General features: G+C 67.4%; 18 protein-coding genes and 1 tRNA gene. 7 read left to right on the plus strand and 12 right to left on the minus strand.

Annotated elements, in window-relative coordinates; translation table 11 throughout:
• Positions 1-144: 144 nt before the first annotated feature.
• On the plus strand, positions 145-1,176 hold the full coding sequence (mtnA, locus tag QN347_RS12250) for an S-methyl-5-thioribose-1-phosphate isomerase (RefSeq protein ID WP_322160048.1): 1,032 nt from the start codon (positions 145-147) through the stop codon (positions 1,174-1,176).
• A 44-nt stretch (positions 1,177-1,220) separates the two neighbouring features.
• Here mtnA and QN347_RS12255 read toward each other — a convergent pair whose 3' ends face one another.
• Positions 1,221-2,363: an aminotransferase gene (locus tag QN347_RS12255; RefSeq protein ID WP_322160050.1), complete on the minus strand. Its 1,143-nt coding sequence runs from the start codon at positions 2,361-2,363 to the stop codon at positions 1,221-1,223.
• Between the two features lie 188 nt (positions 2,364-2,551).
• On the opposite strand from QN347_RS12255, the gene QN347_RS12260 reads away from it, so the two are divergent.
• Positions 2,552-2,974, plus strand: a complete 423-nt coding sequence (locus QN347_RS12260) for a hypothetical protein (RefSeq protein WP_322160052.1) — start codon at positions 2,552-2,554, stop codon at positions 2,972-2,974.
• 77 nt (positions 2,975-3,051) lie between these two features.
• On the opposite strand, the gene QN347_RS12265 is transcribed toward QN347_RS12260, so the two are convergent.
• Positions 3,052-3,138, minus strand: a tRNA-Tyr gene (locus QN347_RS12265).
• 230 nt (positions 3,139-3,368) lie between these two features.
• Here QN347_RS12265 and rlmB point away from each other — a divergent pair.
• Positions 3,369-4,115 (plus strand): 23S rRNA (guanosine(2251)-2'-O)-methyltransferase RlmB, encoded by a 747-nt coding sequence (rlmB, locus tag QN347_RS12270; protein ID WP_133186895.1) that lies wholly within the window; start codon positions 3,369-3,371, stop codon positions 4,113-4,115.
• A gap of 115 nt (positions 4,116-4,230) precedes the next feature.
• On the opposite strand, the gene QN347_RS12275 is transcribed toward rlmB, so the two are convergent.
• A complete protein-coding gene (locus QN347_RS12275; protein WP_189675646.1) occupies positions 4,231-4,548 on the minus strand; it encodes a 2Fe-2S iron-sulfur cluster-binding protein in 318 nt (105 codons plus the stop codon).
• A 72-nt stretch (positions 4,549-4,620) separates the two neighbouring features.
• On the opposite strand from QN347_RS12275, the gene QN347_RS12280 reads away from it, so the two are divergent.
• From QN347_RS12280 to QN347_RS12290, 3 genes are read left to right on the plus strand one after another with little or no spacing between them, the layout of a single operon-like run.
• Positions 4,621-5,244, plus strand: coding sequence for a DNA-3-methyladenine glycosylase family protein (locus tag QN347_RS12280; RefSeq protein WP_189675647.1), 624 nt, complete (start codon positions 4,621-4,623; stop codon positions 5,242-5,244).
• Positions 5,244-5,588, plus strand: a complete 345-nt coding sequence (locus QN347_RS12285) for a hypothetical protein (protein ID WP_322160056.1) — start codon at positions 5,244-5,246, stop codon at positions 5,586-5,588. Before QN347_RS12280 ends, QN347_RS12285 begins: the two co-directional genes overlap by 1 nt.
• Positions 5,585-6,454 (plus strand): S-methyl-5'-thioadenosine phosphorylase, encoded by an 870-nt coding sequence (locus QN347_RS12290; RefSeq protein WP_322160059.1) that lies wholly within the window; start codon positions 5,585-5,587, stop codon positions 6,452-6,454. Before QN347_RS12285 ends, QN347_RS12290 begins: the two co-directional genes overlap by 4 nt.
• A 132-nt stretch (positions 6,455-6,586) precedes the next feature.
• Here the strand turns inward: QN347_RS12290 and QN347_RS12295 are convergent, their stop codons facing one another.
• The 5 genes from QN347_RS12295 to QN347_RS12315 form a co-directional block, all read right to left on the minus strand.
• Positions 6,587-7,405 carry a CoA ester lyase gene (locus tag QN347_RS12295; RefSeq protein ID WP_322160061.1) on the minus strand — a complete coding sequence of 273 codons (819 nt, stop codon included), beginning with the start codon at positions 7,403-7,405 and terminating at the stop codon, positions 6,587-6,589.
• Positions 7,402-8,898 (minus strand): TolC family protein, encoded by a 1,497-nt coding sequence (locus tag QN347_RS12300; protein ID WP_322160063.1) that lies wholly within the window; start codon positions 8,896-8,898, stop codon positions 7,402-7,404. Before QN347_RS12300 ends, QN347_RS12295 begins: the two co-directional genes overlap by 4 nt.
• Positions 8,895-12,083 (minus strand): multidrug efflux RND transporter permease subunit, encoded by a 3,189-nt coding sequence (locus QN347_RS12305; protein WP_322160065.1) that lies wholly within the window; start codon positions 12,081-12,083, stop codon positions 8,895-8,897. The genes QN347_RS12300 and QN347_RS12305 overlap by 4 nt, the downstream gene beginning before the upstream one ends.
• Before the next feature lie 6 nt (positions 12,084-12,089).
• A complete protein-coding gene (locus QN347_RS12310) occupies positions 12,090-13,292 on the minus strand; it encodes an efflux RND transporter periplasmic adaptor subunit (protein WP_322160067.1) in 1,203 nt (400 codons plus the stop codon).
• Between the two features lie 205 nt (positions 13,293-13,497).
• Positions 13,498-14,766, minus strand: a complete 1,269-nt coding sequence (locus QN347_RS12315; RefSeq protein WP_322160069.1) for a metal-dependent hydrolase family protein — start codon at positions 14,764-14,766, stop codon at positions 13,498-13,500.
• Positions 14,767-14,821: 55 nt separating this feature from the next.
• On the opposite strand from QN347_RS12315, the gene QN347_RS12320 reads away from it, so the two are divergent.
• Positions 14,822-17,029: a penicillin acylase family protein gene (locus tag QN347_RS12320; RefSeq protein WP_322160071.1), complete on the plus strand. Its 2,208-nt coding sequence runs from the start codon at positions 14,822-14,824 to the stop codon at positions 17,027-17,029.
• 4 nt (positions 17,030-17,033) lie between these two features.
• Here the strand turns inward: QN347_RS12320 and QN347_RS12325 are convergent, their stop codons facing one another.
• The 4 genes from QN347_RS12325 to QN347_RS12340 form a co-directional block, all read right to left on the minus strand.
• Positions 17,034-19,319: a TonB-dependent receptor gene (locus QN347_RS12325; RefSeq protein WP_323494041.1), complete on the minus strand. Its 2,286-nt coding sequence runs from the start codon at positions 19,317-19,319 to the stop codon at positions 17,034-17,036.
• Between the two features lie 73 nt (positions 19,320-19,392).
• Entirely contained in the window at positions 19,393-20,346 is a 954-nt protein-coding gene (locus tag QN347_RS12330) for a FecR family protein (protein WP_189675653.1), read from the minus strand.
• Positions 20,336-20,896 carry an RNA polymerase sigma factor gene (locus QN347_RS12335; protein WP_322160076.1) on the minus strand — a complete coding sequence of 187 codons (561 nt, stop codon included), beginning with the start codon at positions 20,894-20,896 and terminating at the stop codon, positions 20,336-20,338. Before QN347_RS12335 ends, QN347_RS12330 begins: the two co-directional genes overlap by 11 nt.
• Positions 20,897-20,990: 94 nt before the next feature.
• A complete protein-coding gene (locus QN347_RS12340; RefSeq protein ID WP_322160078.1) occupies positions 20,991-21,863 on the minus strand; it encodes a glycosyltransferase family A protein in 873 nt (290 codons plus the stop codon).
• Between the last annotated feature and the right edge of the window lie 210 nt (positions 21,864-22,073).

Consider the following 22,073-nt stretch of genomic DNA (forward strand, 5'->3'; position numbering starts at 1 on the left):
GGCTCGGAGATGTGTATAAGAGACAGGCCCAGTAGCGGGCCGCTGAACGGCGAGCGCTGCGCTTCGCTCGCAAAACCTTCGCTCCTGGGCCCCGGCCTTCGCCGGGGAAGGAAGAAGGAAGCAACACACACAAGAAGGTTCGCGATGAAACTCGACGGCACGCATCAACGCTCGATCACGCGCACCGCCGATGGCGCGGGCGCGCGCATCCTCGACCAGCGTGAGCTTCCCTGGGTGGTAAAGTGGGTCGAACTGCGCAGCGTGCACGACGCCGAGGTCGCGATCCGCGAGATGTGGACGCGCGGCGCTCCGCTGATCGGCGCGACCGCCGCGTACGGCCTCGCGATGGCGCTGGCAGAGGATGGATCGGACGCCGCATTGGATGCCGCCTACGCGCTGTTGCTCGAATCACGCCCGACCGCGGTCAATCTCAAATGGGCGCTCGACCAGGTCGCCGCCGCAGTCCGCCCCCTCCCCACCGCCGACCGCGCCGCCGCCGCTTTCGCGCGCGCCGATGCGATCTGCGACGAGGACGTCGCACTCAACCAGGCGATCGGCGCGCATGGCCTCGCGCTGTTCCGCACCCTCCACGCGGAGAACCCCGATCGCCCGCTCAACATCCTGACGCATTGCAACGCCGGCTGGCTGGCGACGGTCGATTACGGCACCGCGACCGCGCCGATCTATCTCGCGCACGACGCCGGTATCCCGGTTCACGTCTGGGTCGACGAGACGCGCCCGCGCAACCAGGGCGCTTTGCTCACCGCGTTCGAACTGGGGGGGCACGGCGTGCCGCACACCGTGATCGCCGACAATGCGGGCGGGCATTTGATGATGACCGGCCAAGTCGACGCGGTGATCGTCGGCACCGACCGCGTCACCGCCAATGGCGACGTGTGCAACAAGATCGGCACCTATCTGAAAGCGCTTGCCGCCAAGGACAACGGCGTGCCGTTCTACGTCGCTTTGCCCTACACCACCTTCGACGCCAGCACTGCGACGGGCGCCGACGTGCCGATCGAGGAGCGTTCGGGCGAGGAAGTGACCCATGTAGCAGGCGAAGGCGGTCGCATCCGCGTTACCGCATCGGGTGCGGCGAACCCGGCATTCGACGTAACGCCTGCGCGGCTGGTGACGGGGTATTTGACCGAACGGGGATTGCTGACGTCGGTCTGATGCGCCGGCGAGGGTAAAGCGCCCGGCCTCGTCCGTGCCGCGCGCTACGGCCGCGTCGCCATCCGTTCCAGCGCCGCGTCGAGCGTCGCGTCCTGCTTGGCGAAGCACAGCCGCACGACACTCGTTACCGGGTCGTGTGCGTAGAACGCCGAGACCGGAATCGTCGCGACACCGGCTTCGTCGAGCAGCCACTGCGCGAAGGCGACGTCGTCCATCGCGATCCCAGATGCTGCGAGATCGATATTGAGGAAGTAGGTCGCCGCACTCGGCAGCACGGTGTAGCCGAGCCCGCTAAGCCCCGCCGCCAGCCGATCGCGCGAGCGCTGATACCCCGCGCGCATCGTGTCGAAAGAGGCCACATCCCTGCCCAGCCCATAGGCCGCCGCCGTCTGCAGATTGGGCGGCGTCGTGAAGGTCAGGAACTGGTGCGCCTTGGCCAGCACCGAGGATATCGCGGGCGCAGCGCACATCCAGCCGACCTTCCATCCGGTCAACGAGAAGATCTTGCCCGCCGAGCCGATCTTTACGGTGCGCTCCCGCATCCCCGGCAGCGCCATCAGCGATTGGTGCCGCGCGCCGTCGAACACGACGTGCTCCCACACTTCGTCGCAAATCGCGATCGCGTCGTGGCTCGTGCAGAAATCGGCAATCAGCGCGAGCTCGTCGGTGCCGATCATCGTGCCGGTCGGGTTGAGCGGCGAATTGAGGATTACCAGCCGCGTCCGCGCGCTCGCCACAGCCGCGAGCGCTTGGGCGGTGACGCGCCACTCGGGCGGTTCGAGCCGCACGAGCCGTGCGACGCCCCCTGCCCGCTGTACGAGCGGCAGATAGGCGTCGTAGAGCGGCTGGAACATAACCACTTCGTCGCCCGGCGTGACCAGCGCGAAGATCGCCGCGGCGAGCGCCTCGGTCGCGCCCGAAGTTACGATCACCTCGCGCGCATCGAGGTCGAGCCCCTGATGGACGCGGTAATGCGCGGCGACCGCCGCTCGCAATGCCGGCGTCCCCGCCATCGGCGGATATTGATTCGAATCCTCGAGCAGCGCGCGCGCCGCTTCGGCGAGCACATCCTCTGGCCCGCGACCGTCCGGAAAGCCCTGGCCAAGGTTGATCGCGCCGCTCGCCCGCGCGCGTGCCGACATCGTTTCGAAGATCGTTGTGCCAAGCCCGGCAAATAGCGGATTCATCGCGAGAGACGCCCAAGACAAGGGAGGACAGGTCGCGCGGGAGATGGACCGCAAGTCCGGCAGCCGCAAGCGCTATACGCGGCGCGGGCCTCAACCGACGCCCGACCGGCGATCGCCGCCGACGCGCGCCGATCCGAAGGGCTCGACGCGCCGCCACGCTTGGCATAGCTTTCAGCCGGAGAGTGAAAATGACAGAAACAAGCGTTTGGATGGTCGATCAACTGGCCGCCGCAAAAGTCGTCCGCGAACTCGATCTCGGCATCACCGCAGAACAAACCGAACGGCTCGCAGCGCTTCTGGCCGAGCATCGGGTCGACACGCTCGATCTGGGAGTCACGCGCATCCAGTCGGTGATCTCGCAGGCGGTGCGCGACGTTCTGCTCCGCAACCAGCACCGCGACGCCGCCTGGTCCGACGGATGCAGATCGGCGGAATCGGCGATTTTCGCCGCGACATTTTCGGTCGTGAACGAAATGCGCCCGCGGCAGAATCGAACGACGGGGCAGGTTCTGCGGTCGTTGGTCCGGCAGGCTCGGTCCACGGCTGCCGCCGAACCGCTGCTCCAGCGCGTCGATGCGTCGGCGCACGAAGTCCGTACACAATCCGCCTAGCGCGCCGCTCGGCCGACCGGCCTGGCGGGACGTCGTTTGCGATGTTCCATGGTGCCGGACGGATCCGGGAGAACACATGGTGGACAGGGTAGGGTTCGAACCTACGTAGGAGAAACTCCGGCAGATTTACAGTCTGCTGCCTTTAACCACTCGGCCACCTGTCCCCAGGTGCTCGCCCTTGCGGGCGGTCGCTCCGAAAAGCGAGGCGTGCCAATGCCGACCGCATCGGCGCGTGTCAACGGCTATAGCGACGCTTTCGCCATCAAAAACGCGCAAGGCTTGCACGCGCGGCGTCCGGCGCATACCCGTGGCGCCACAATCTGCTTGGTCGATCGAAGGTTTTCGCAATGGTTCGTTTCCCCCTCTCCGCTCGCAGCTTCGGCGGGATCGCCTGATGGCCGGCCGTCGCGGACATCGCCCGTCGCAAGCGCCTGCCGGGCGCCCGCGCTTCTGGGGGCGCCACGCCGTCACCGCCGCACTCGAAAATCCCGAGCGCGTCGTGCGGAAAATCTGGGCGACGCGTGAAGCGATCGCCAATATCGATTTCGATCCGGCGATCCCGATCGTCTATGCCCAGGTGACCGATCTCGCGCGGCTCGTACCGGGCGACGCGCCGCATCAGGGGCTGGTGATCGAAGTCGATCCGCTCGAGGATATGTGGCTCGCCGATCTGCTCGAGCAAGGCGAAGGCGATCAGCGTCCGTTGCTGATCCTCGACGGCGTGACCGATCCGCACAATGTCGGCGCGATCCTGCGCTCGGCGGCGGCGTTCGACGCGCTCGGTATCGTCACGCCCGATCGCAACGCCCCGCCCGAATCGGGCACGATCGCCCGCTCGGCCTCGGGCGCGCTCGAAGTGGTGCCGTGGGTGCGTGTCACCAACTTGGCGCGCGCGCTTGAGGAGATTGCCGCGGCAGGCTTCTGGCGAATCGGGCTGACGGGCGATTCGAACCAGACGCTCGCCACGGCGATGGGGACGCAGCGCGTCGCGCTCGTGCTCGGTGCCGAGGGCGAAGGCATGCGCCAGAACACCGCAGCGCATTGCGACGAGCTCGCCAAGCTGCCGATCTCGGACAAGATCGAGAGCCTCAACGTGTCGAACGCGGCGGCGATCGCGCTGTACGCGGTGGCGACGCGTTAAGCGGGAACGACGATCTTTACCGTCACCCTCGCGAAAGCGAGGGTCCCGGTTCTTCTTCGACCTGCGGGGCTAGGCAGCGGGATCCCCGCTTTCGCGGGGATGACGGGGAGAGTGTTTAGTCTTCCGCCGCGATCGTGACCTTCAGCCCATCGAGCGCATCGGTCATCGGCAGCTGGCACGACAAACGCGAAGTCGCGGTGCGATCGGCCGACGAATCGAGCAGGTCGTTCTCGTCTTCGCTCATCTTCGGGAGTTTGTCCGCAAAGTCCGGGTCGACATGGACATGGCACGTCGCGCACGAGCAGCAGCCGCCGCACAGCGCCAGGATCTCGTCGATCCCGGCGTCGCGGATCACTTCCATCACCGACAGGCCTGCCTCGCCCTCGATTTCGCGCTCTTCACCCTCACGAGTCACAACGATAAGCTTGGGCATTGACGGTCCTTTGCGATAGCGAATTCTCCACCGCCATGCCGCCAGACGCGGCGCCGATCAAGGGATCACCGCATGGGCCTGAGCGCCGACCAGCTGAAGACCGCCCTCGACGAACTCGCGACGCGCGAACCCGCCATCGCGGCGGCGCTCGCGCGCGTCGGCTATCCCGAACCGCGCATTTCGCCACGCGGCTATGCCACGCTGCTGCGCACGATCATCGGCCAGCAAGTCAGCACCAAGGCGGCGGAGTCGGTGTGGCGCAAGCTCGAGACGATCATCGGCGACCTCGACGATCCCGCCAACGTCACCAGCGCGAGCGACGAGCAATTGCGCGAGGCCGGCCTGTCGCGCCAGAAGGCGGGCTATGCGCGCAGCCTGGCAGCGCTGGTCGCAAGCGGCGAACTCGATCTGGCGAACTTGCCCGCCGATGACGAGGAAGCGATCGCCAAGCTCGTCGCGGTCAAGGGCATCGGGCGCTGGTCGGCGGAGATCTACCTGCTGTTCGCCGAGGGGCGGCTCGACATCTGGCCCGCGGGCGACCTCGCGATTCAAATCGAAGTCGGGCGGATCCTCGGCCATGAGGCGCGCCCGAGCGAGAAACTGGTGCGCGAGCTGGCCGAAGCGTGGCGGCCGCACCGTGGCGCTGCAGCCGTTTTCGCCTGGTATCACTATCAAAGCGACATGAAGGTAATCTGATGGCCAAAGCCGACCGTCTCGCCCGGCTCGATGACCGCCGCATCGAGAGCGAAACCGAATATCATGCGCTGCTCCGCGGCGCCTTGGAGCGGACGGCTGCGGGGCAGATCCGGCTGTTCGGACACACCAAGGACAAGGCGCAGATCGCCAAGGCAGCGCCCGTTGTCGCCGAGCTGACCGAACTCGGCGAGACGATCGACGCTTTGCGCGATCAATTGTCGATCGAACCGTTCGCGCTGCACGCGCAATTCCTTGCCTCGCGCGGCGCGGTCAGCGCACATGCCGTCGGCGAGGCGAAGCAAGCGCAGGCCTGGCTCGATCAGTGGACGGAGACTCCCGCATGAGCGGCAAATGGAAATTGGGCATCATCGGCGGATCGGGCCTCTACGCGATCGATGCGCTCGAGCACCCCGAGTGGCGCCGCGTCGATACGCCGTGGGGCGCGCCGTCCGACGAATTGCTGTTCGGCTCGATCGGCGACGTCGACCTCGTCTTCCTGCCGCGTCACGGGCGCGGACACCGGATCAGCCCGTCCGAGCTCAACTTTCGCGCCAATATCGACGCGCTGAAGCGCAGCGGCTGCACCGATCTGGTGGCGATCTCGTCGATCGGGTCGCTGCGCGAGGAATTGCCGCCGGGGCATTTCGTCATCGTCGACCAGTTCATCGACCGGACGGTCGCGCGCGCCTCGAGCTTCTTCGGCTCCGGCATGGTCGCGCACGTCTCGATGGCCGAACCGGTCTGCCCGCGCCTCTCGGCCTTCGCGGCCGAGGCGGTTCATGCCGCTGGCGGGAACGTCGCAAAGGGCGCGACCTATCTCGCTATGGAGGGCCCGCAATTCTCGAGCCGCGCCGAGAGTTTGATGTACCGCCAATGGGGCGCCGACGTGATCGGCATGACCGCGATGCCCGAAGCCAAGCTCGCGCGTGAGGCCGAGCTGCCCTACGCGCTGATCGGCATGGTGACCGATTACGATTGCTGGCGCGAGGAAGCCGCGTTCGTCGAGGTGCACGAAGTGATCAAGCAAATGGGCGCGAACGGCGTTATCGCGCGGCGCGCGGTCGAGACATTGGTCGCGGCGCTGCCCGCCGAGCGGACGCCCTCGCCGCTCGACACGGTGCTCGATTATGCGCTGATCACCGCGCCCGAGGCGCGCGATCCGGCGATGCTGGCGAAGCTCGATGCGGTGGCTGGGCGCGTGCTGGGGTAGCGCCGCAAGGTCAACCACACCACCCGTCACCCCGGGCTTGTCCCGGGGTCCACCGTGATACGCGCATTTCGCCCGCAGCATGTGCCGCACAGTGGACCCCGGGGTGACGGTGGGAGGCAGGTGAGCGCCATGCTACACTAAGGCGACGACGCGCTCCGCCTCTTCGAGATGCAACCGCTCGACCATCTCGCCCGCCACGCGGATCGCGCCCTTGTCGGCATTCTCGGGCAGCGCAAACGCCGCGATCACCGCCTGCGCCCACGCCACGCGCTCGGCCGACGGCGCATAGGCGCGGTTGGCGGGCGCGATCTGCGCGGGGTGGATGAGCGTCTTGCCGTCGAAGCCGAACGCCGCCCCCTGCCCGCATTCCGCCGCCAGTTCGGGCGTATCGGCGAGCACGTTCGACACCCCGTCGAGCGCGATGAGGCCATGCGCACGCGCCGCGGTGACGATCGCGGTCAAATGCGGCAGCAGCGGCAGGCGGTCGGCCCCCGGCGTGCAGCGCATGTCCTTGGCCAGGTCATTCGTCCCCGCGACCAGACAGGCGAGCCCCGGCGCGGCCGCAATCAGCGGCAACGCGAGCATCGCCGCGCACGTCTCGATCATCGCCCAAAGCGGCACCGCGCCAAGCTGCGCGCGCGCAAGCGCCAGATCGCCCGGCGTAGAGACCTTGGGCAGCAACACCGCATTAAAGCCAGCGTCGGCGGCGGCAGCCAGATCGGCCTCGCCCCACGCGGTGTCGAGCCCGTTGACTCGCAGCACCAGCAAGCGCGTGCCAAACCCGCCCTCTGCCGCCGCCGCGATCGCCTGTGCGCGCGCCCCGGTCTTTTGCTCGGGTGCGACGGCATCCTCGAGGTCGAGGATCACCGCGTCGCAGTCGAGCCCGCGCGCCTTGGCAATCGCACGCGCATTCGACGCGGGCATGAACAAAGCGCTGCGGACGCGCCTCACGGGGTCGGCGTTACCGGCTCACGCCGCACCGGCGCAGGCGCGTCTTCCCAGCCGCCGCCGAGCGCCTTGAACAGGCTGATCTGTGCGTCGGACACCGCCGCATCGGACTGCGCGAGCGCCGCGCGGGCACTCGCCCGGTCGCGCTCGGCCTCGATCAGCAGCAGGAAGCTGTCGGCCCCGTAATCGAAGCGCAATTGCGAGAGCTTCGCCGCAGCGCTGCTCGACGCCTCGGCGCGGCGCAACGCCGCGTTGCGATCGAGCGCGCCCGCATAACGCGCGAGCGCCTGCTCGACTTCCTGCAACGCCGTCAGCACGCGGCCGTCGAAGGTCGCAAGGCTGACATCGGCCCCGGCGCGCGCCTGACGGATCCGCGCGCGCGCAACGGTCTGGTTGGGGAAGCTCCACGAGATGAGCGGGCCGGCCGAATAGGTCACCGCGCTGCCCTTGAACAACTGGCTGCCGCGCTGGGCATTGAGGCCGATCGATCCGAGCAACTGGATCTTGGGATAGAGATCGGCGACGGCGATGCCGATCCGCGCGGTATCGGCGGCGAGCGTCCGCTCGGCCGCGCGGACATCGGGGCGCCGCGAAATGAGCGCGGCGCCATCGCCGACCGGCAGCACCGACGCGATCCGCGGTGGGACCTTGCAGGCGTCTGCCGCTGCATCGACCTGTTCGGGGGCTAAGCCGGTCAGCACCGCGAGCGCATAGAGCGACGCACGCCGCTCGGCCTCGAAGCCCGGGATCGTCGCCTGCGTCTGCGCAAGCAGCACGTCGGCGCGATCGACGTCGCGCCGCGTACCCCGCCCTGCGTCGAACAGCGTATTGGTCAGTGCAAAGGTCCGCTGCTGCAATTGGACCGTGTCGAGCGCGACCGAACGCTGCGCGGCGTTGCTGCAGGCCGTCGCATAGGCCCGCGCGGTTTCGGCCGCGACCGAGACGCGCGCGGCATCGAGCTGCGCCTGCGCCGCCTGGACATCGCCACGTGCCGCTTCGATCGCGCGCGTGATCCCGCCGAACAGATCGACCTCGTACGATGCATCAAAGCCGAGCTTGAAGCTGTTGTATTGGAAGGTCTGCTGCGTCGCCGCGCCGGTGGTCCCACCCGTGGTGCCACCCGTCCCCAGCGCGCCCGCGCCGACACTGGCGAGGTTGGCCTGCCCTCGCGTATATTGCGCGCTCGGGCTGGTCGTCGGCAGCCGCGCTCCGCGCTGCTCGTCGAGCACGGCGCGGGCACGCTCAAGGTTGCCGGCAGCGATGCGCACATCGGTATTGTGCGCGAGAGCATCGGTCACGAGCCGGTCGACGACCGGGTCGTTATACAGCCGCCACCAATGATCGGGCAGCGGGGTCGGCGTGATCGCCGCAGTCTTGCCGGCTTCGGCGAAGCTGCCGCCAGTCGCCGCGACGGGCATCGTCGGCTTGGTGTAATTGGGTCCAACGACGCACGCCGACAAAGCGAGCGCGGGAAGGACGGCTACGATACGCTTCATGCCGGCGTCTCCTCGGGCGCGGGGAGGTGCTTTGGCGGCTTGGCCTTCCGGCGCGGCATCTTGGACGACACCCAATCGCCGAAGGTCCGGCTGATGACGTAGAAGCTCGGCGTGAACAGCAAGCCGAAGGTCGTCACGCCGATCATCCCGAAGAACACCGCGACGCCGAGCGCGCGGCGCATCTCGGCGCCCGGCCCAGTCCCGATCACCAGCGGCAGCACGCCGAGGATGAACGCGATCGAGGTCATCACAATCGGGCGCAGACGCTGCTCGGCGGCGTGGATCGCAGCCTCGTGCATCTCCATCCCGGCATCCTCGTTCTGCCGGGCGAACTCGACGATCAGAATCGCGTTCTTGGCCGCGAGGCCGATCAGCACGACGAGGCCGATCTGCGTGAGGATGTTGTTGTCCCCACCGAACAGATTCACCCCGACGATCGCAGCGAGCAGACACATCGGCACGATCAGGATGACCGCGAGCGGCAGCACCAGGCTTTCGTAATTCGCCGCGAGCAGCAGGAACACGAACAGCACGGCGAGGCCGAACACGAGCGTCGCGGTGTTGCCCGCTTGCTGCTGCTGGAAGGCGAGCTCGGTCCATTCGAACGCCATGCCCTTGGGCAAGGTCTCGCTCGCCAGCTTGGCCATCGTCTGGAGCGACTGGCCCGACGAATAGCCGATCGCGGTATCGCCCTGCAGCTCGGCCGACGGATAGAGGTTGTAGCGCACGACGCGATACGGCCCGCTGTCGTTCTTGAGCGTCATCACCGAATCGAGCGGCACCATATTGCCCGCCGCCGAACGCGTCTTGAGATGCCCGACGTCGGACGTCTGGTCGCGATACGGCGCATCGGCCTGCGCCGTCACGCGGTAGGTCCGCCCGAGATAGTTGAAGTCGTTGACGTACGTCCCGCCGAGATAGGTGCCGAGCGTCGAGAAGACGTTCGCCACCGGCACGCCGAGCTGTTCGGCGCGTTCACGGTCGATATCGGCCGACAAACGCGGGGTGCGCGTGTTGAAGGTGGTGAAGGTGCTGACCAGGCCAGGCGTCTGGTTGGCCTTCATCATCATCGCGAGGGCCGCGCCTTCGAGCGCCTTGTAGCCAAGATTCGAACGATCCTCGATCAGCATCTTGAACCCGCCGCCGGTGCCGATCCCGCGGACGGGCGGTGGCGGCACGATCAGCAGATTGCCGCCGTGGATCGCACTCAGCGCACCGCGCATCTGGTTGGCGATCTCGTCGGCGGTCTTGCGATCGCCGAACGGCTTGAGCGTGATGAACATCGCGCCTGCGTTCGGTGCAGTCGAGAAGGTCGCGCCGTCGAGGCCGGCGAACGCGACCGTCGCGAGCGTCGACGGGTTCTTGAGCGCGATCTTGGTGGCTTGCTCCATCACTTCGGAGGTGCGCTGCAACGACGAGCCCGGCGGCAACTGAATGACCGCGATCAGATAGCCCTGATCCTGCGCGGGAATGAAGCCCGACGGCGTCGCATAGAGCCGCCAGCCGGCAAGCCCGATCAAGCATGCATAGACGATCCCGACCAGCGCCAGCGCGCGCACCGCACGTGCGGTGAACTTGCCGAAGCGGCTGCTGATCTTGTCGAACCCGCGGTTGAAACCGCGCGCGAAGCGCGTCGGCCAGCCGAGCACACCGGCGCGTGGCTCGGCGTCGTGCTTGGGCTTGAGCAGCAACGCCGCGAGCGCAGGCGAAAGCGTCAGCGACACGAACGCCGAGATCACCGCCGCCGACACGATCGTCAGCGCGAACTGCTGGTAGAACTGGCCAGAGATGCCCGGAATGAAGCTGGTCGGGATGAACACCCCGCACAGCACGAGCGAGATCGCGATCAGCGCGCCCGACACTTCGTCCATCGTCTCGTGCGCCGCTTCGCGCGGACTGAGGCCCTTTTCCTCCATCAACCGCTCGATATTCTCGACCACGACGATCGCATCGTCGACGACGATACCGACCGCGAGGATCAAGCCGAACAGCGACAGATTGTTGAGGCTGAAGCCGAACGCCGCGAGCATCGCCAGCGACCCGACGAGCGACACCGGCACCGCGATCAGCGGTACGATCGTCGCGCGCCAACTCTGCAGGAACAGCAGCACGACGAGGGCGACGAGCACGATCGCCTCGACGAGCGTGTGATACACCGCTTCGATCGACGCCTGGATGTATTCGGTCGGGTTGTACGGGATCTGATATTGCATCCCGGGCGGGAAGCTCTTCGACGCTTCGGCGATCGACGCCTTGACCGCGTCGGCGGTGGTCAGCGCGTTCGATCCGGGAAGCTGGGTGATCGCGATGCCGATCATCGGCTTGCCGCTGAGCACGGCGTTGATGCCGTAATCCTGCGCGCCGAGTTCGACCCGCGCGACATCGCGCAGCCGCGTCAGCCGGCCCTGATCGTCGCGCTTGACGATGATCTGGCCGAACTCCTCGGGCGTGGTCAGACGCCCCTTGGTCTGGATGCCGAGCTGGAAGGCGGTGCCGCCCTGGTTGAACGGCGGCTGCCCGACCGAACCGACCGCGACCTGCGCATTCTGCGCGCGGATCGCCGCGACGATCTCGTCGGTGGTCAGGTTGCGCGAGGCGGCGAGATCGGGGTTGATCCACACGCGCATGTTATAGTCGCGGCCACCGAAGGCGCGCACGCCACCGACGCCGGGAATACGCGCCATGCGGTCGATCAGCTGCGTCGTCGCATAGTTCGAGACATATTGCTGCGACAGCGACCCGTCGGGCGAGGTCAGCGCGATCACCATCAGGATGTCGGGCGAATTCTTCGCGACGGTGACGCCGACGCGGCGGACGTCGTCGGGCAGACGCGGCTCGGCGGTCGAGACGCGGTTCTGGACGAGCACCTGCGCCTGATCGACGTTGACGCCCTGCTTGAAGGTCACGGTGATCGACAAGGCGCCATCGCCGGTCGACGAGGAGGACATGTAGATCATGTTCTCGACGCCGTTGATCGATTCCTCGAGCGGCGCGGCGACGGTTTCAGCGAGCGTTTCGGCGTTCGCGCCGGGATAATTGGCGGTCACGACGACGGTCGGCGGCGCGATCTCGGGATATTGCGCGACGGGCAAGCCGGGATAGGCGACCACACCGAACACGACGATCAGGATCGACAGCACCGCCGCAAAGATCGGGCGTTCGATAAAGAAATGGGGGAATTTCACGGGCGCTTACTTCGCAGTCGCATCGGATGCGGGGGGCGCGGTGTCGGGCTGGCTGGTCGGCGCGGTGTTCGCCGCGCGCGGCTTCATCTTGGTCAGCACCGCCTTGACCGACATCCCCGGCTGGAGCGTGGTGATGCCCTCGATCACGACATGCTCGCCGGCGGCGAGGCCGGTCTTGATGACGCGAAGCCCCTCGACCTGCGGGCCGGTCTCGACCGGGCGCTGGACTGCCTTGCCGTCCTTGCCGACGACATAGACGAGCTTGCGCGTCTGGTCGGTGACGACCGCTTCGTCGGGGACGAGCATCGCATGATAGGTGCCCGAGCCGAGCAGCCGCGCGCGGCCGAACAGGCCGGGGGTGAGGAAGCCGTCGGGGTTGGAGATCACCGCATGCGCGCGGATCGTCCCCGAATTGGGATCGACCGCATTGTCGACGAATTCCATCCGGCCGTGCCAGCGATAGCCGCTCTCGTCGGCGAGCTGGACTTCGACCGGGTTCGGCGTGTTGCGCGACGAGCCACGCTCGCCGGCCTTCGCCTGTCGGAGGTACTTGAGGTAGAAACTCTCGGCCCCGTCGAACGAGAACCAGATCGGATCGGTCGAGACGACGCGCGTCAGCACAGTGGTCGCGTCGGTCGCGTAATTGCCCTTGCTGACGCGGCGATCGGACACGATCCCGGTGATCGGCGAGCGGACCGTGGTGAAGCCGAGGTTGAGCTGCGCGGTCGTGACGTTCGCATTGGCTGCTCCGAGATCGGCCTGACCGCTGCGCACCGCCGCGAGCTTGGTCTCATATTCTTCCTTGCTGATCGCCTGCGCGGCGAGCAGCTTGTCGGCACGCGCGAGCTCGGAGCGCGCGTTGGTCAACGCGGCCTGCGCCTTGGCGACCTGAGCGCGCGCCTGGGCGAGCGTGGCGGCGTAGGGACGCGGATCGATCGTGAACAACGCCTCGCCGGCGCGAACGCGCTGACCATTGGCGAACAGCACCTTTTCGATCGTCCCCGAAACGCGCGGACGCAGCTCGACGTCCTGGATCGCCTCGAAGCGACCGACATATTCGTCCCAGTCGACGATGTCGCGTTGCAGCGGTAGGGCGACCGTGACCTGTGGCGCGGGGGGCGGCGGTGGCGCGCTCTTCGAACATGCGGCGAGCGCCAGAAGGCTGGCGACCGTCATAAGCGAGCGAACCGAGCTCGTTGGCTTGATCATTTACGTCTATCCCTACGACCTGGTCGGCTACAGTCCACCCCCGTCGAGGCGGTCCGCTCTCAAGGGCGGACTCACGGCCATCAGCGTCTAACTGCGACGATGAATGCTGCATTGCAAGAGGCCCGCGCGAAACGCTTGGTTTCCATCCTGTCACGATTGGCAACACGTTTCATCGTCCCAGGATAGTTTTTCCGGGAGGCGAAAACTACAGCGTTACGATTGCGCCGTTTTTCATGATCCACGCGACATGCTGCACCGCATCCACCGCCGCAACCGGATTTCCTTTGACGGCAATCAGGTCCGCCAGCAGTCCGGCGCGCACGGCGCCCCGGTCGCTCAGATGGAAGGCGCGGGCGTTGCCCGATGTCGCGGCGATCAGCACTTGCGCGGCGGACATTCCTGCCGCGGCCATCAACACCATCTCGCGGGCATTCTCGCCATGCGCGAAGACGCCGACATCGCCGCCCATGCAGATCGGCACGCCCGCCGCGCGCGCCAGCGCGAACGACGCACGGCTCTGCGCGACCGCCTCGGGCACCGGATCGCCGCCGCGCCAACCCCGATAGCGCGCGACCGCATCGGAGGCGGCGAGCGTCGGACACAAGGCGATGTGCTGTGCTGCCATCGCGCGGAAGATCTCGGGCGTGCCGCCATAGCCGTGCTCGATCGTATCGGCCCCCGCGGCGATCGCGCGGCGCATCCCTTCGGGCGTCGCAGTGTGAACCGCGACGGTCCGTCCGGCATCGTGCGCCGCCTCCACTGCAGCCTTCATCTCGGCGACCGAAAAGGTCGGGCGGCTCGGCTCGCCCGGCCCCCAGCGATAGTCGCCATAGAGTTTGATGACGTCGGCGCCCGCGGCGATCTGCGACCGGACGACGCGCACGAGCTCGTCCACCCCGCTCGCTTCCTCGGCGCCTTGCGGGATGACGAGGCCGGGCTCGAACCCCTTGGGACCATAGGCGCCCCTCGCGACGATCGCGCGCGTCGCGACGAGCAGCCGCGGGCCTGGCACGATCCCGGCCGCGATCGCCTGGCGCAGTCCGACATCGGCATAGCCAGCGCCTTCGGTGCCTAGATCGCGCTCGGTGGTGAAGCCCGCGCGCAGCGTCGCCGCCGCTTGCGCGACCGCGCGCGCGGTGCGCAAGGCGAGCGGCTCGTGGAGCACCTGATCGTCCCAGCTCGTCTCGTTATAGGGGTGAAGGAAGAGATGGCCGTGCCCCTCGATCATGCCGGGCATCAGCGTGTCGCCGGGCAAGTCGATCGTCTCGGTCCCCGCCGGCACCGCGAGCGCCGGGCCGACCGCGGTGATTCGCTCGCCCGTGACGAGCACTTGCCAGCCGGGATGCGCGACGGGATCGATCCCGTCAAACACCGCTGCCGGGCGCAAAAGCGTCGCGTGTGGGGCCACAGGCTCGGGCGCGGCTCCGCCGAGCGCGAGCGGGGCGAACAGAAGGGCGGCGATCGGCCATTTCATCGGTGCGGCTCCCATCAACATTGTCGCCGCGAGCGATGCCCGATAGCGTGTGCCAATGGATAGACTCGCCCGCTGCCCGCGCAACCTGTTCGCTCTTGCCGCACTGCTCGCGCCCTCGCTGGCCGTCGCTGCGGCCCCTGCCCCGCCCCAGCCCGAACAGGCCCGCTGGCGCGCCGAGGCGACGCGCGTCACGATCACACGCGACACCTGGGGGATCGCGCATGTCGTCGGGCGCAGCGATGCCGATGCAGTGTTCGGCGCGATCTACGCGCAGGCCGAGGACGATTTCAGCCGGATCGAGGCGAATTATCTGACCGCGCTGGGGCGCACTGCCGAGGCCGAGGGCGAAGGCGCGATCTGGGCCGACCTGCGCCAGCGGCTCTATGTCGATCCGCTCGCACTCCAGGCGCAGTACCGAGCGAGCCCGGCCTATCTCCAAACGCTGATGACCGCCTGGGCCGACGGGCTCAACTATTACCTCGCGACACACACGCAGGTCCGCCCCAAGGTCCTCACGCGGTTCGAGCCGTGGATGGCCCTGTCCTTCACCGAGGGGAGCATCGGCGGCGATATCGAGCGGATCTCGCTGTCCGACCTCGCTTCCTTCTACGGCGGTCGGCCGATCACCATCGCGTCGGAGGATACCGGCCCGCTCCCGCGCGAACCGCGCGGATCGAACGGCATAGCGATCGCGCCGAAGAACACGGTCGACGGCCATGCGCTGCTGCTGATCAACCCGCACACCAGCTTCTACTTCCGCTCCGAACTCCAAATGACGAGCGGCGAAGGGCTGAACGCGTACGGCGCATCGACCTGGGGGCAGTTCTTCATCTACCAGGGCTTCAACGAGCAGGCCGGATGGATGCACACCTCTTCGGGCGTCGATAACGTCGACAGCTTCGCCGAGGAGATCAGCCGCTCGGGCAAGACCGCCGCGTATCGCTACGGCAAGGCGATGCGTCCGCTGCGGACTTCGGTGGTGACGCTCTCCTATCGCAAGCCCGACGGAACGATGGCGGCGCGCAGTTTCACCACCTTTGCCTCGCACCACGGCCCGATCGTCGCCGAACAGAACGGCAAATGGATCGCGCAAGGCCTGATGTGGAAACCGATCCCCGCGCTCGAGCAAAGCTGGCTGCGCACCAAGGCGCACGATCTCGCCAGCTACATGAAGGTTGCCGAGCGAAAGGCCAATTCGTCGAACGACACGCTGTTCGCCGACGCGAAGGGCGAGATCGCCTATCTCCACCCGCAATTCGTTCCGTTGCGCGACGACCGCTTCGATTATTCCAAGCCCGTCGACGGCGCCGATCCCGCGACCGACTGGCATGGGCTGCACACCGTCGCGAGCTTGCCTAACGCGATCAACCCGCAGGTCGGCTGGGCGCGCAACACCAATGACTGGCCGTGGAGTGCTGCCGGGCCCGACAGCCCCAAGGCGAAGGACTATCCGCGCTACATGGACAGCGCGGGCGAGAATCAGCGCGGCGTGCACGCCGACCTGCTGCTCACCGACCGCCACGATTTCACGCCCGAACGGCTGATCACGGCTGCCTATGACAGCTACATGCCCGCGTTCGCGACGCTGATCCCGCCGCTCGTCAAGGCGTATGACTCGCTCCCGGCAAGCGACCCGCGCCGCGCGAAGCTCGCCGCGCCGATTGCGATGCTGCGCGGCTGGGACAATCGCTGGGCGGCCGATTCGGTCCCCACCACGCTCGGCATATTGTGGGCCGGGCAGATGTGGCGCGATGTCGGCAGCTTCATCCTCTCCGAACAGATCAACGTGCCGCGCTACATCGCCACGCGGGTGTCCGACAGCGGCAAGCTCGATGCGCTCGGCGCGGCGGTCGACCAACTGACGCGCGACTTTGGCGACTGGCGCGTCAGTTGGGGCCGGATCAACCGCTTCCAGCGACTCGACGATTCGATCCAGCCGCGCTTCGACGACGCCAAGCCAAGCATCCCCGTCCCCTTTGCCTCGGCGCAATGGGGCAGCCTCGCTTCGTTCGGCGCGAAATTCTATCCCGGCACGACCAAACTCTATGGCTCGAGCGGCAACAGCTTCGTCGCGGTGGTCGAATTCGGCCCGAAGCTGCGCGCCTGGGCGGTGACCGCAGGCGGCGAAAGCGGCGACCCCGCCTCGCCGCATTTCAACGACCAGGCCGAGCGCTATGCCGCGGGTGCGTTGCGGCCGGTCTATTTCTATCCCGACGATCTCGCAGGGCACATCGAACGCCGCTATCGCCCCGGCGATCGCTGAGCGGCTACCAGGCGACCGACACGCCCAAGCGCACGTTGCGCGGGCGCAGCGGGGTCGTCTGCTGGCGCGAGGCGAGGATCAGCGGATTGCCGAGCGAGAAGCGATTGGCGGTCGCATTCGTCAGATTGTCGCCCGCCAGCGTCACGTCGAACGTGTGCCAATGCCACGCGATCTGCGCGTCGAGCACGGCGTAATTGCCTTGGCTGACGTCGAGAAAATCCCCGGTCCCCAGCACCGATCGCCCGACATAGCGCCCCGACGTCGCGATGCTCAAGATGGACGCATCGCGCAGGGTCCAGCGATAGCTCAGCCCGGCATTGCCAGCGAACGCCGGCGTCTCGGGCAAGCGCCGGTTGGCCTTGGTCGAGGATTGCGCGAGCGGCCCGTCGACGACGTTGTGCGTGTAGAGAAAGGCGAAATTGGCGTGCAGCCCGCGCACCGGCACCCAGTCCCCCGTGGCTTCGAGCCCGATGATGTCGGCATTGCCGATATTGGAGGTGTAGGGCTGGCCCCGCCGCGTATAGAGATCCGCCTGGATGTCGCGCCAGCGCGCGTACGAGGCCGCGACCGTGAGCTCCAGCCCGGTCGCGCCGGTGCGTTGCTTGCGTAAGCCAAGCTCGCCGACCGTGATCGAGTCCGAGCCGAAATCCTGCACGCGCCCGACCCCGCTCGCAACCGCCAGCCCGCCGGTGCGATAGCCCGACTGCACGCGCGCAAACAGTGCAAGGCGCGGCCCGACCAGCCATGACAGCGCCAGCGTCGGATCGATCCGTCGCGTCGCGCGCCCCTTGACGAAGCTGTTGCTGCGCGGCGTGACCGACGGCTCGCCATCGGTCCGCGCCGCCGTCACGCGCGCGCCACCAGTCAGCGTCAGCCGCTCGGTAACGGGCCAGTTCGCCTCGCCGAACACCGAGACGCTGTCGGTACGGTTGCTGACGCCGATGATGTCGCGGGTCTGGTTGGGCATGCCGAGCGTGCGCGCCTGGACGTCGCGATCCTCGAGAAAGGCGAGGCCAACCAGCCAGCCGATCTTGTCGGGCACCGCGCGCGACAGTCGCGTTTCCTGGACGAACAGCTTGTCGCTTTGCTCGGTGGTGTAGACGGTCGGCCCGGTCGCGCCGATCGTGCGAGAGGCGTCGAACGTGTCGAAGGTGCGCAGATCGACGTAACCCGTTGCCGACACCAGATCGAGACCGCTGTCCCAATGCTTGCGCACCACGCCACGCGCGAGCTTGATATGGCTGCTATAGGGCTGCGCGAGCACCGAGCGGCGCTCGAGCGGACCGCTCATCGTCTCGGCATATTGCCCGTCGGCGGCATCGATCTTCTGGCCGAGCGCGCCGAGCTCGATGCTCCAGCCATCGCCCGGCGCGATCACCAGACTCGCGCGGCCGCCGATCCGGTCGGCGCGGTTGATGTTGCCGAGCCGACGCATCGAGTCGGTGATGTAGCCGCCGTCGCGCTCGCTGTAGCCAACGACCCGCAGCCCAACGCGATCTTTGAGGATCGGCAGATTGACCATGCCCGCCGCATCATAGCCCGCCGCGCCACCCTGCGTCAGCGTAACGCCGGCGCTGAGCGATGCCGCGGTCTTGGCGAGGTCGGTCGGGTTGGGCTCGAGGTGGATGATCCCGCCGATCGCACCCGATCCGTACAGCGTACCCTGCGGCCCCTCGAGCACCTCGACGCTTTTCATGTCGTACAGGTTGAGGCTCGGCTCGGGCCCCGCAAAACCCAGCGGGACTTCGTCGAAATAGAGGCTCGCGGTCGATTGCGTCGGGCCGTTGAAGCTGCTGTCGGCGATCCCGCGGATGAAGATCTTGTTGCGCCCCTCGCCGAGCTCGGTGTTCTGCAGCACCGGGGTATCGCGCGCGACATCGTCCATCGTCACCGATCGCGCGGCGAGCGATCCCGGCGCGAACCCGCCGATCGTCAACGCGCTGCCCGGGAAACGCAGCAGCGTCGATCCCTGCTTGCTCGCCGTGACGACGATGTCGCCGCCTGGCTCGGTCTCGTCGGCGTGCCTGCGGACGGCGACGCGCCGGATCAGCGCGCCGATCGTCTTGGGCGCGCGGACGACGCGGTAGCTGCGCGCATCGATCGCGACCGCACGATAGCCCGTCCCGTCGAGCAAGCGCTGCAACGCCTCGCGCGGCGCCATCTGCCCCCGCACCCCGCGCGCCTGGATCCGCGCGAGCCCCGGCTCGGTACTGATGATGTCGAACCCGCTCTGCCGTGCGAGCGAGGTGAGCGCGCGATCGAGCGGTTCGGGCGCGATCGTGATCCGCACGCTCTGCGCGATCGCCGGCGCCGCAACCACGGTGCAGACGGCGAGCGCAAACGGAGCAGCTGTGCGTAGACTCTTAATTAGGCGAGATAGACCATCGCTCGCCATCGTGATGCCACTCAGCCCCAACCAATGCGGCCAGATGCGGAACATCCCGCGCCGCCGTCCCCGTCAGACGGACCATGCCGCTAAAGGGACGCTGCGACAAGCTTGCGTCGATCGAAAGCGTGACGCCGTCGATCCGGTTGACCGCGCTCGCGACGCGTCCGAACGGCTCGCCCGTAAACGTGATCGCACCGCTGCGCCAGGCACCGACCTTGGCGACATCGACCTTGGAAAGCACGATGCTGCCGACATCCTCATGCACCGTCGCCGCCGCACCCGCGCGCAATGCCACCGCCTCGCGCTGCGGCTGGAGCAGCACCGATCCTTCGGCGACCTGGACGTCGAGCCGCTTGCCGTCGCGCTCGACGTTGAACACCGTGCCGACGTCCTGAACGACCTGCGCGCCCGAGCGGACGGTGAACGGCGCACCCGCGTCGTGATGGACATGGAACGTCGCCTCGCCCGAATCGAGCGTCGCGATGCGCGGATTGTTGTGATCGAGCAGCAAGCGGCTGGCACCGTTGAGCTCGATCCGCGTGCCATCGTTGAGCGCGATGTCCTGCCGCTGGCCGGGCTTCGTCTCGATTGCATAGGGGGCGGGCCCACCACCGGCGGGCACGAGCACCAGCGTCAGGCACGCTGCGGCCGCGACAGCCACGCCGCCGCCTGCCCAGGCCCAGACACGGCGACGCGGCGACGCGACAATCGGAGCCTCGATCGGTGCCACGCCAGGATCGGCGGGATACAGTTCGGGATGATTGGCGAGCAGCGCCATATCGAGCGCGACAGCGTCGAACGCGCGCGCATGCGCAGGATCTTCCTCGAGCCATGCCACAAAGGCATGCCACTCCTGATCGTCCATATCGGCTTGGCGCATCTGCCAGTCGATGGCGCGATCGACGATGTGCGCTGGCTCAGCGGTCACGATTCGATTCCCCTTCGCTGGGTAGACGATGTGGCGCTTCCGAATCCGCCTCGCTCGCGATCTTGTACGCTTGTATTTCCTTGACGGCGCGTCGCAACAGCTTCTCGACCCCGCTCAACGTCATGCCGAGTCGCGCGGCGATCTCCTTTTGCGGCACGTCCTCGAGCCGGTACAACCGAAGCGCGGTGCGCATCCGCTCCGGCATCGCCGCCAATGCTCCCTCGAGCCGCATCAGCCGTTCGCGGTCGAGCAAGGCGCGCTCGATCGTCGGCTGTTCGTCGGCGGCGGGCTGGACCTCCATCCACGCGGTATCGCGCGCGCCCGATCGGGTTGCGGCGATCCGCCGGTCGGACGCGTGGTTCGACGCCATGCGGTAGAGATAGGCCGCGGGCTGCGCGACGGGCTGCGACGTGGGCAGCTGGTCGAGCTTGATCCACATGTCCTGCAGCGCGTCCTCGGCATCGGCGCGATTGCCGATCCGTGCGACAAGCAAACGCAGCAGCATCGGCTGCTCGGCCAAAAAGACGGCCTTGAGACCGCTTTCGGTCACCGAATCGCTGGGGTTTGCAACATACTATAGCCTAAAGCGCCGAACGTCCCCGCCCGCAACCCCCGTGCCGCGCGGACAGTCCGGCAGCGTCCGATTACGCGGCTTTTTGCAGCATGACGGCGCAGTCGGGCTCGGCGTAGAATTGCCGTTCGCGAATGCGATCGCTCGACAGGCGCCGGGCGGCAAGGCGGCGCGCAAGAAACTGATAAAAGAACCAGTCGCGCGCAGGCTCGGGCGTCGCGTGATAGAGAATCCGCTCGGCGAGCGTCCAGCGGATCGACTCGCGGTCGCGCGGGCGCGGCGAGGGCGCGCACCACAGGCCTTCGCCATATGCCAGCCGCCCGAACTTCGCCATGCGGTGCATGATCTCGTGATCCTCGAGCACGTAGCCCCAGCGCAGCGCATCGAACTGCCCCGCACGGCGCAACACGTCGGTGCGGAACACCTGCCCTGCCCCACCCGTGTGGCATTGCGCGGGAAACAGCCGTGCCGCCCGCGCCATGCGCTTGGCGGCCTCGACATGATCCTGCTCCGTGGCAGTCGGCGTGACGAAATAGGCGCCGCCCGCGACTGCGCCGGTTTCGAGCAGACGCTCGGCTTGGCGCAGATAGTCGACCGGATACAGCGTATCGGCGTCGCACGTCGCGACGAACCGCGTGCGGGCGCGCTGGACGCCCGTCTGGAGCGCGTTGACCTTGCCGGGGCGCCGCTCGACCAACAGCGTGAAGGCGAGACCGAGCCGGCGGCACGTCGCCGCGGCGACCGCGCCGCTGCCGTCGGTCGACCCATTGTCGATCAGGATCAGTTCGAACGGCACGTCCTGCGCAGCGAGGCTGGCGAGCGTGCCGTCAAGGAAATCGCGTTCGTTGAAGAACGGGATCAGAACGCTCCAGCGCGGCAAAGCGGTCGCGGCCGGACGCTGACCCGGAGCTCCCCACTCGGGATAGTATTGCGATTCGAGCAACATGGCCGTTTCCCTGTAAGCGTCTGTCAGACGGTCTTAGAAAGAAGCGGAGAGAGCGCGGATCGCCGGAATGGCCCGCGCTCGGTTTGCGATAATGCGGCCGCCCCCCGGCCAACCGCACACGATGCCGGACGCGATACGGGCGTTAAGTCCCATAAACTGGTTCGCGGTCGGCATCGGCAAACGAGATCTCCTCGTTAACAGAACGATACC

It is taken from the genome of Sphingomonas sp. 10B4, assembly GCF_035019905.1.
Taxonomy (GTDB): domain Bacteria; phylum Pseudomonadota; class Alphaproteobacteria; order Sphingomonadales; family Sphingomonadaceae; genus Sphingomonas; species Sphingomonas glacialis.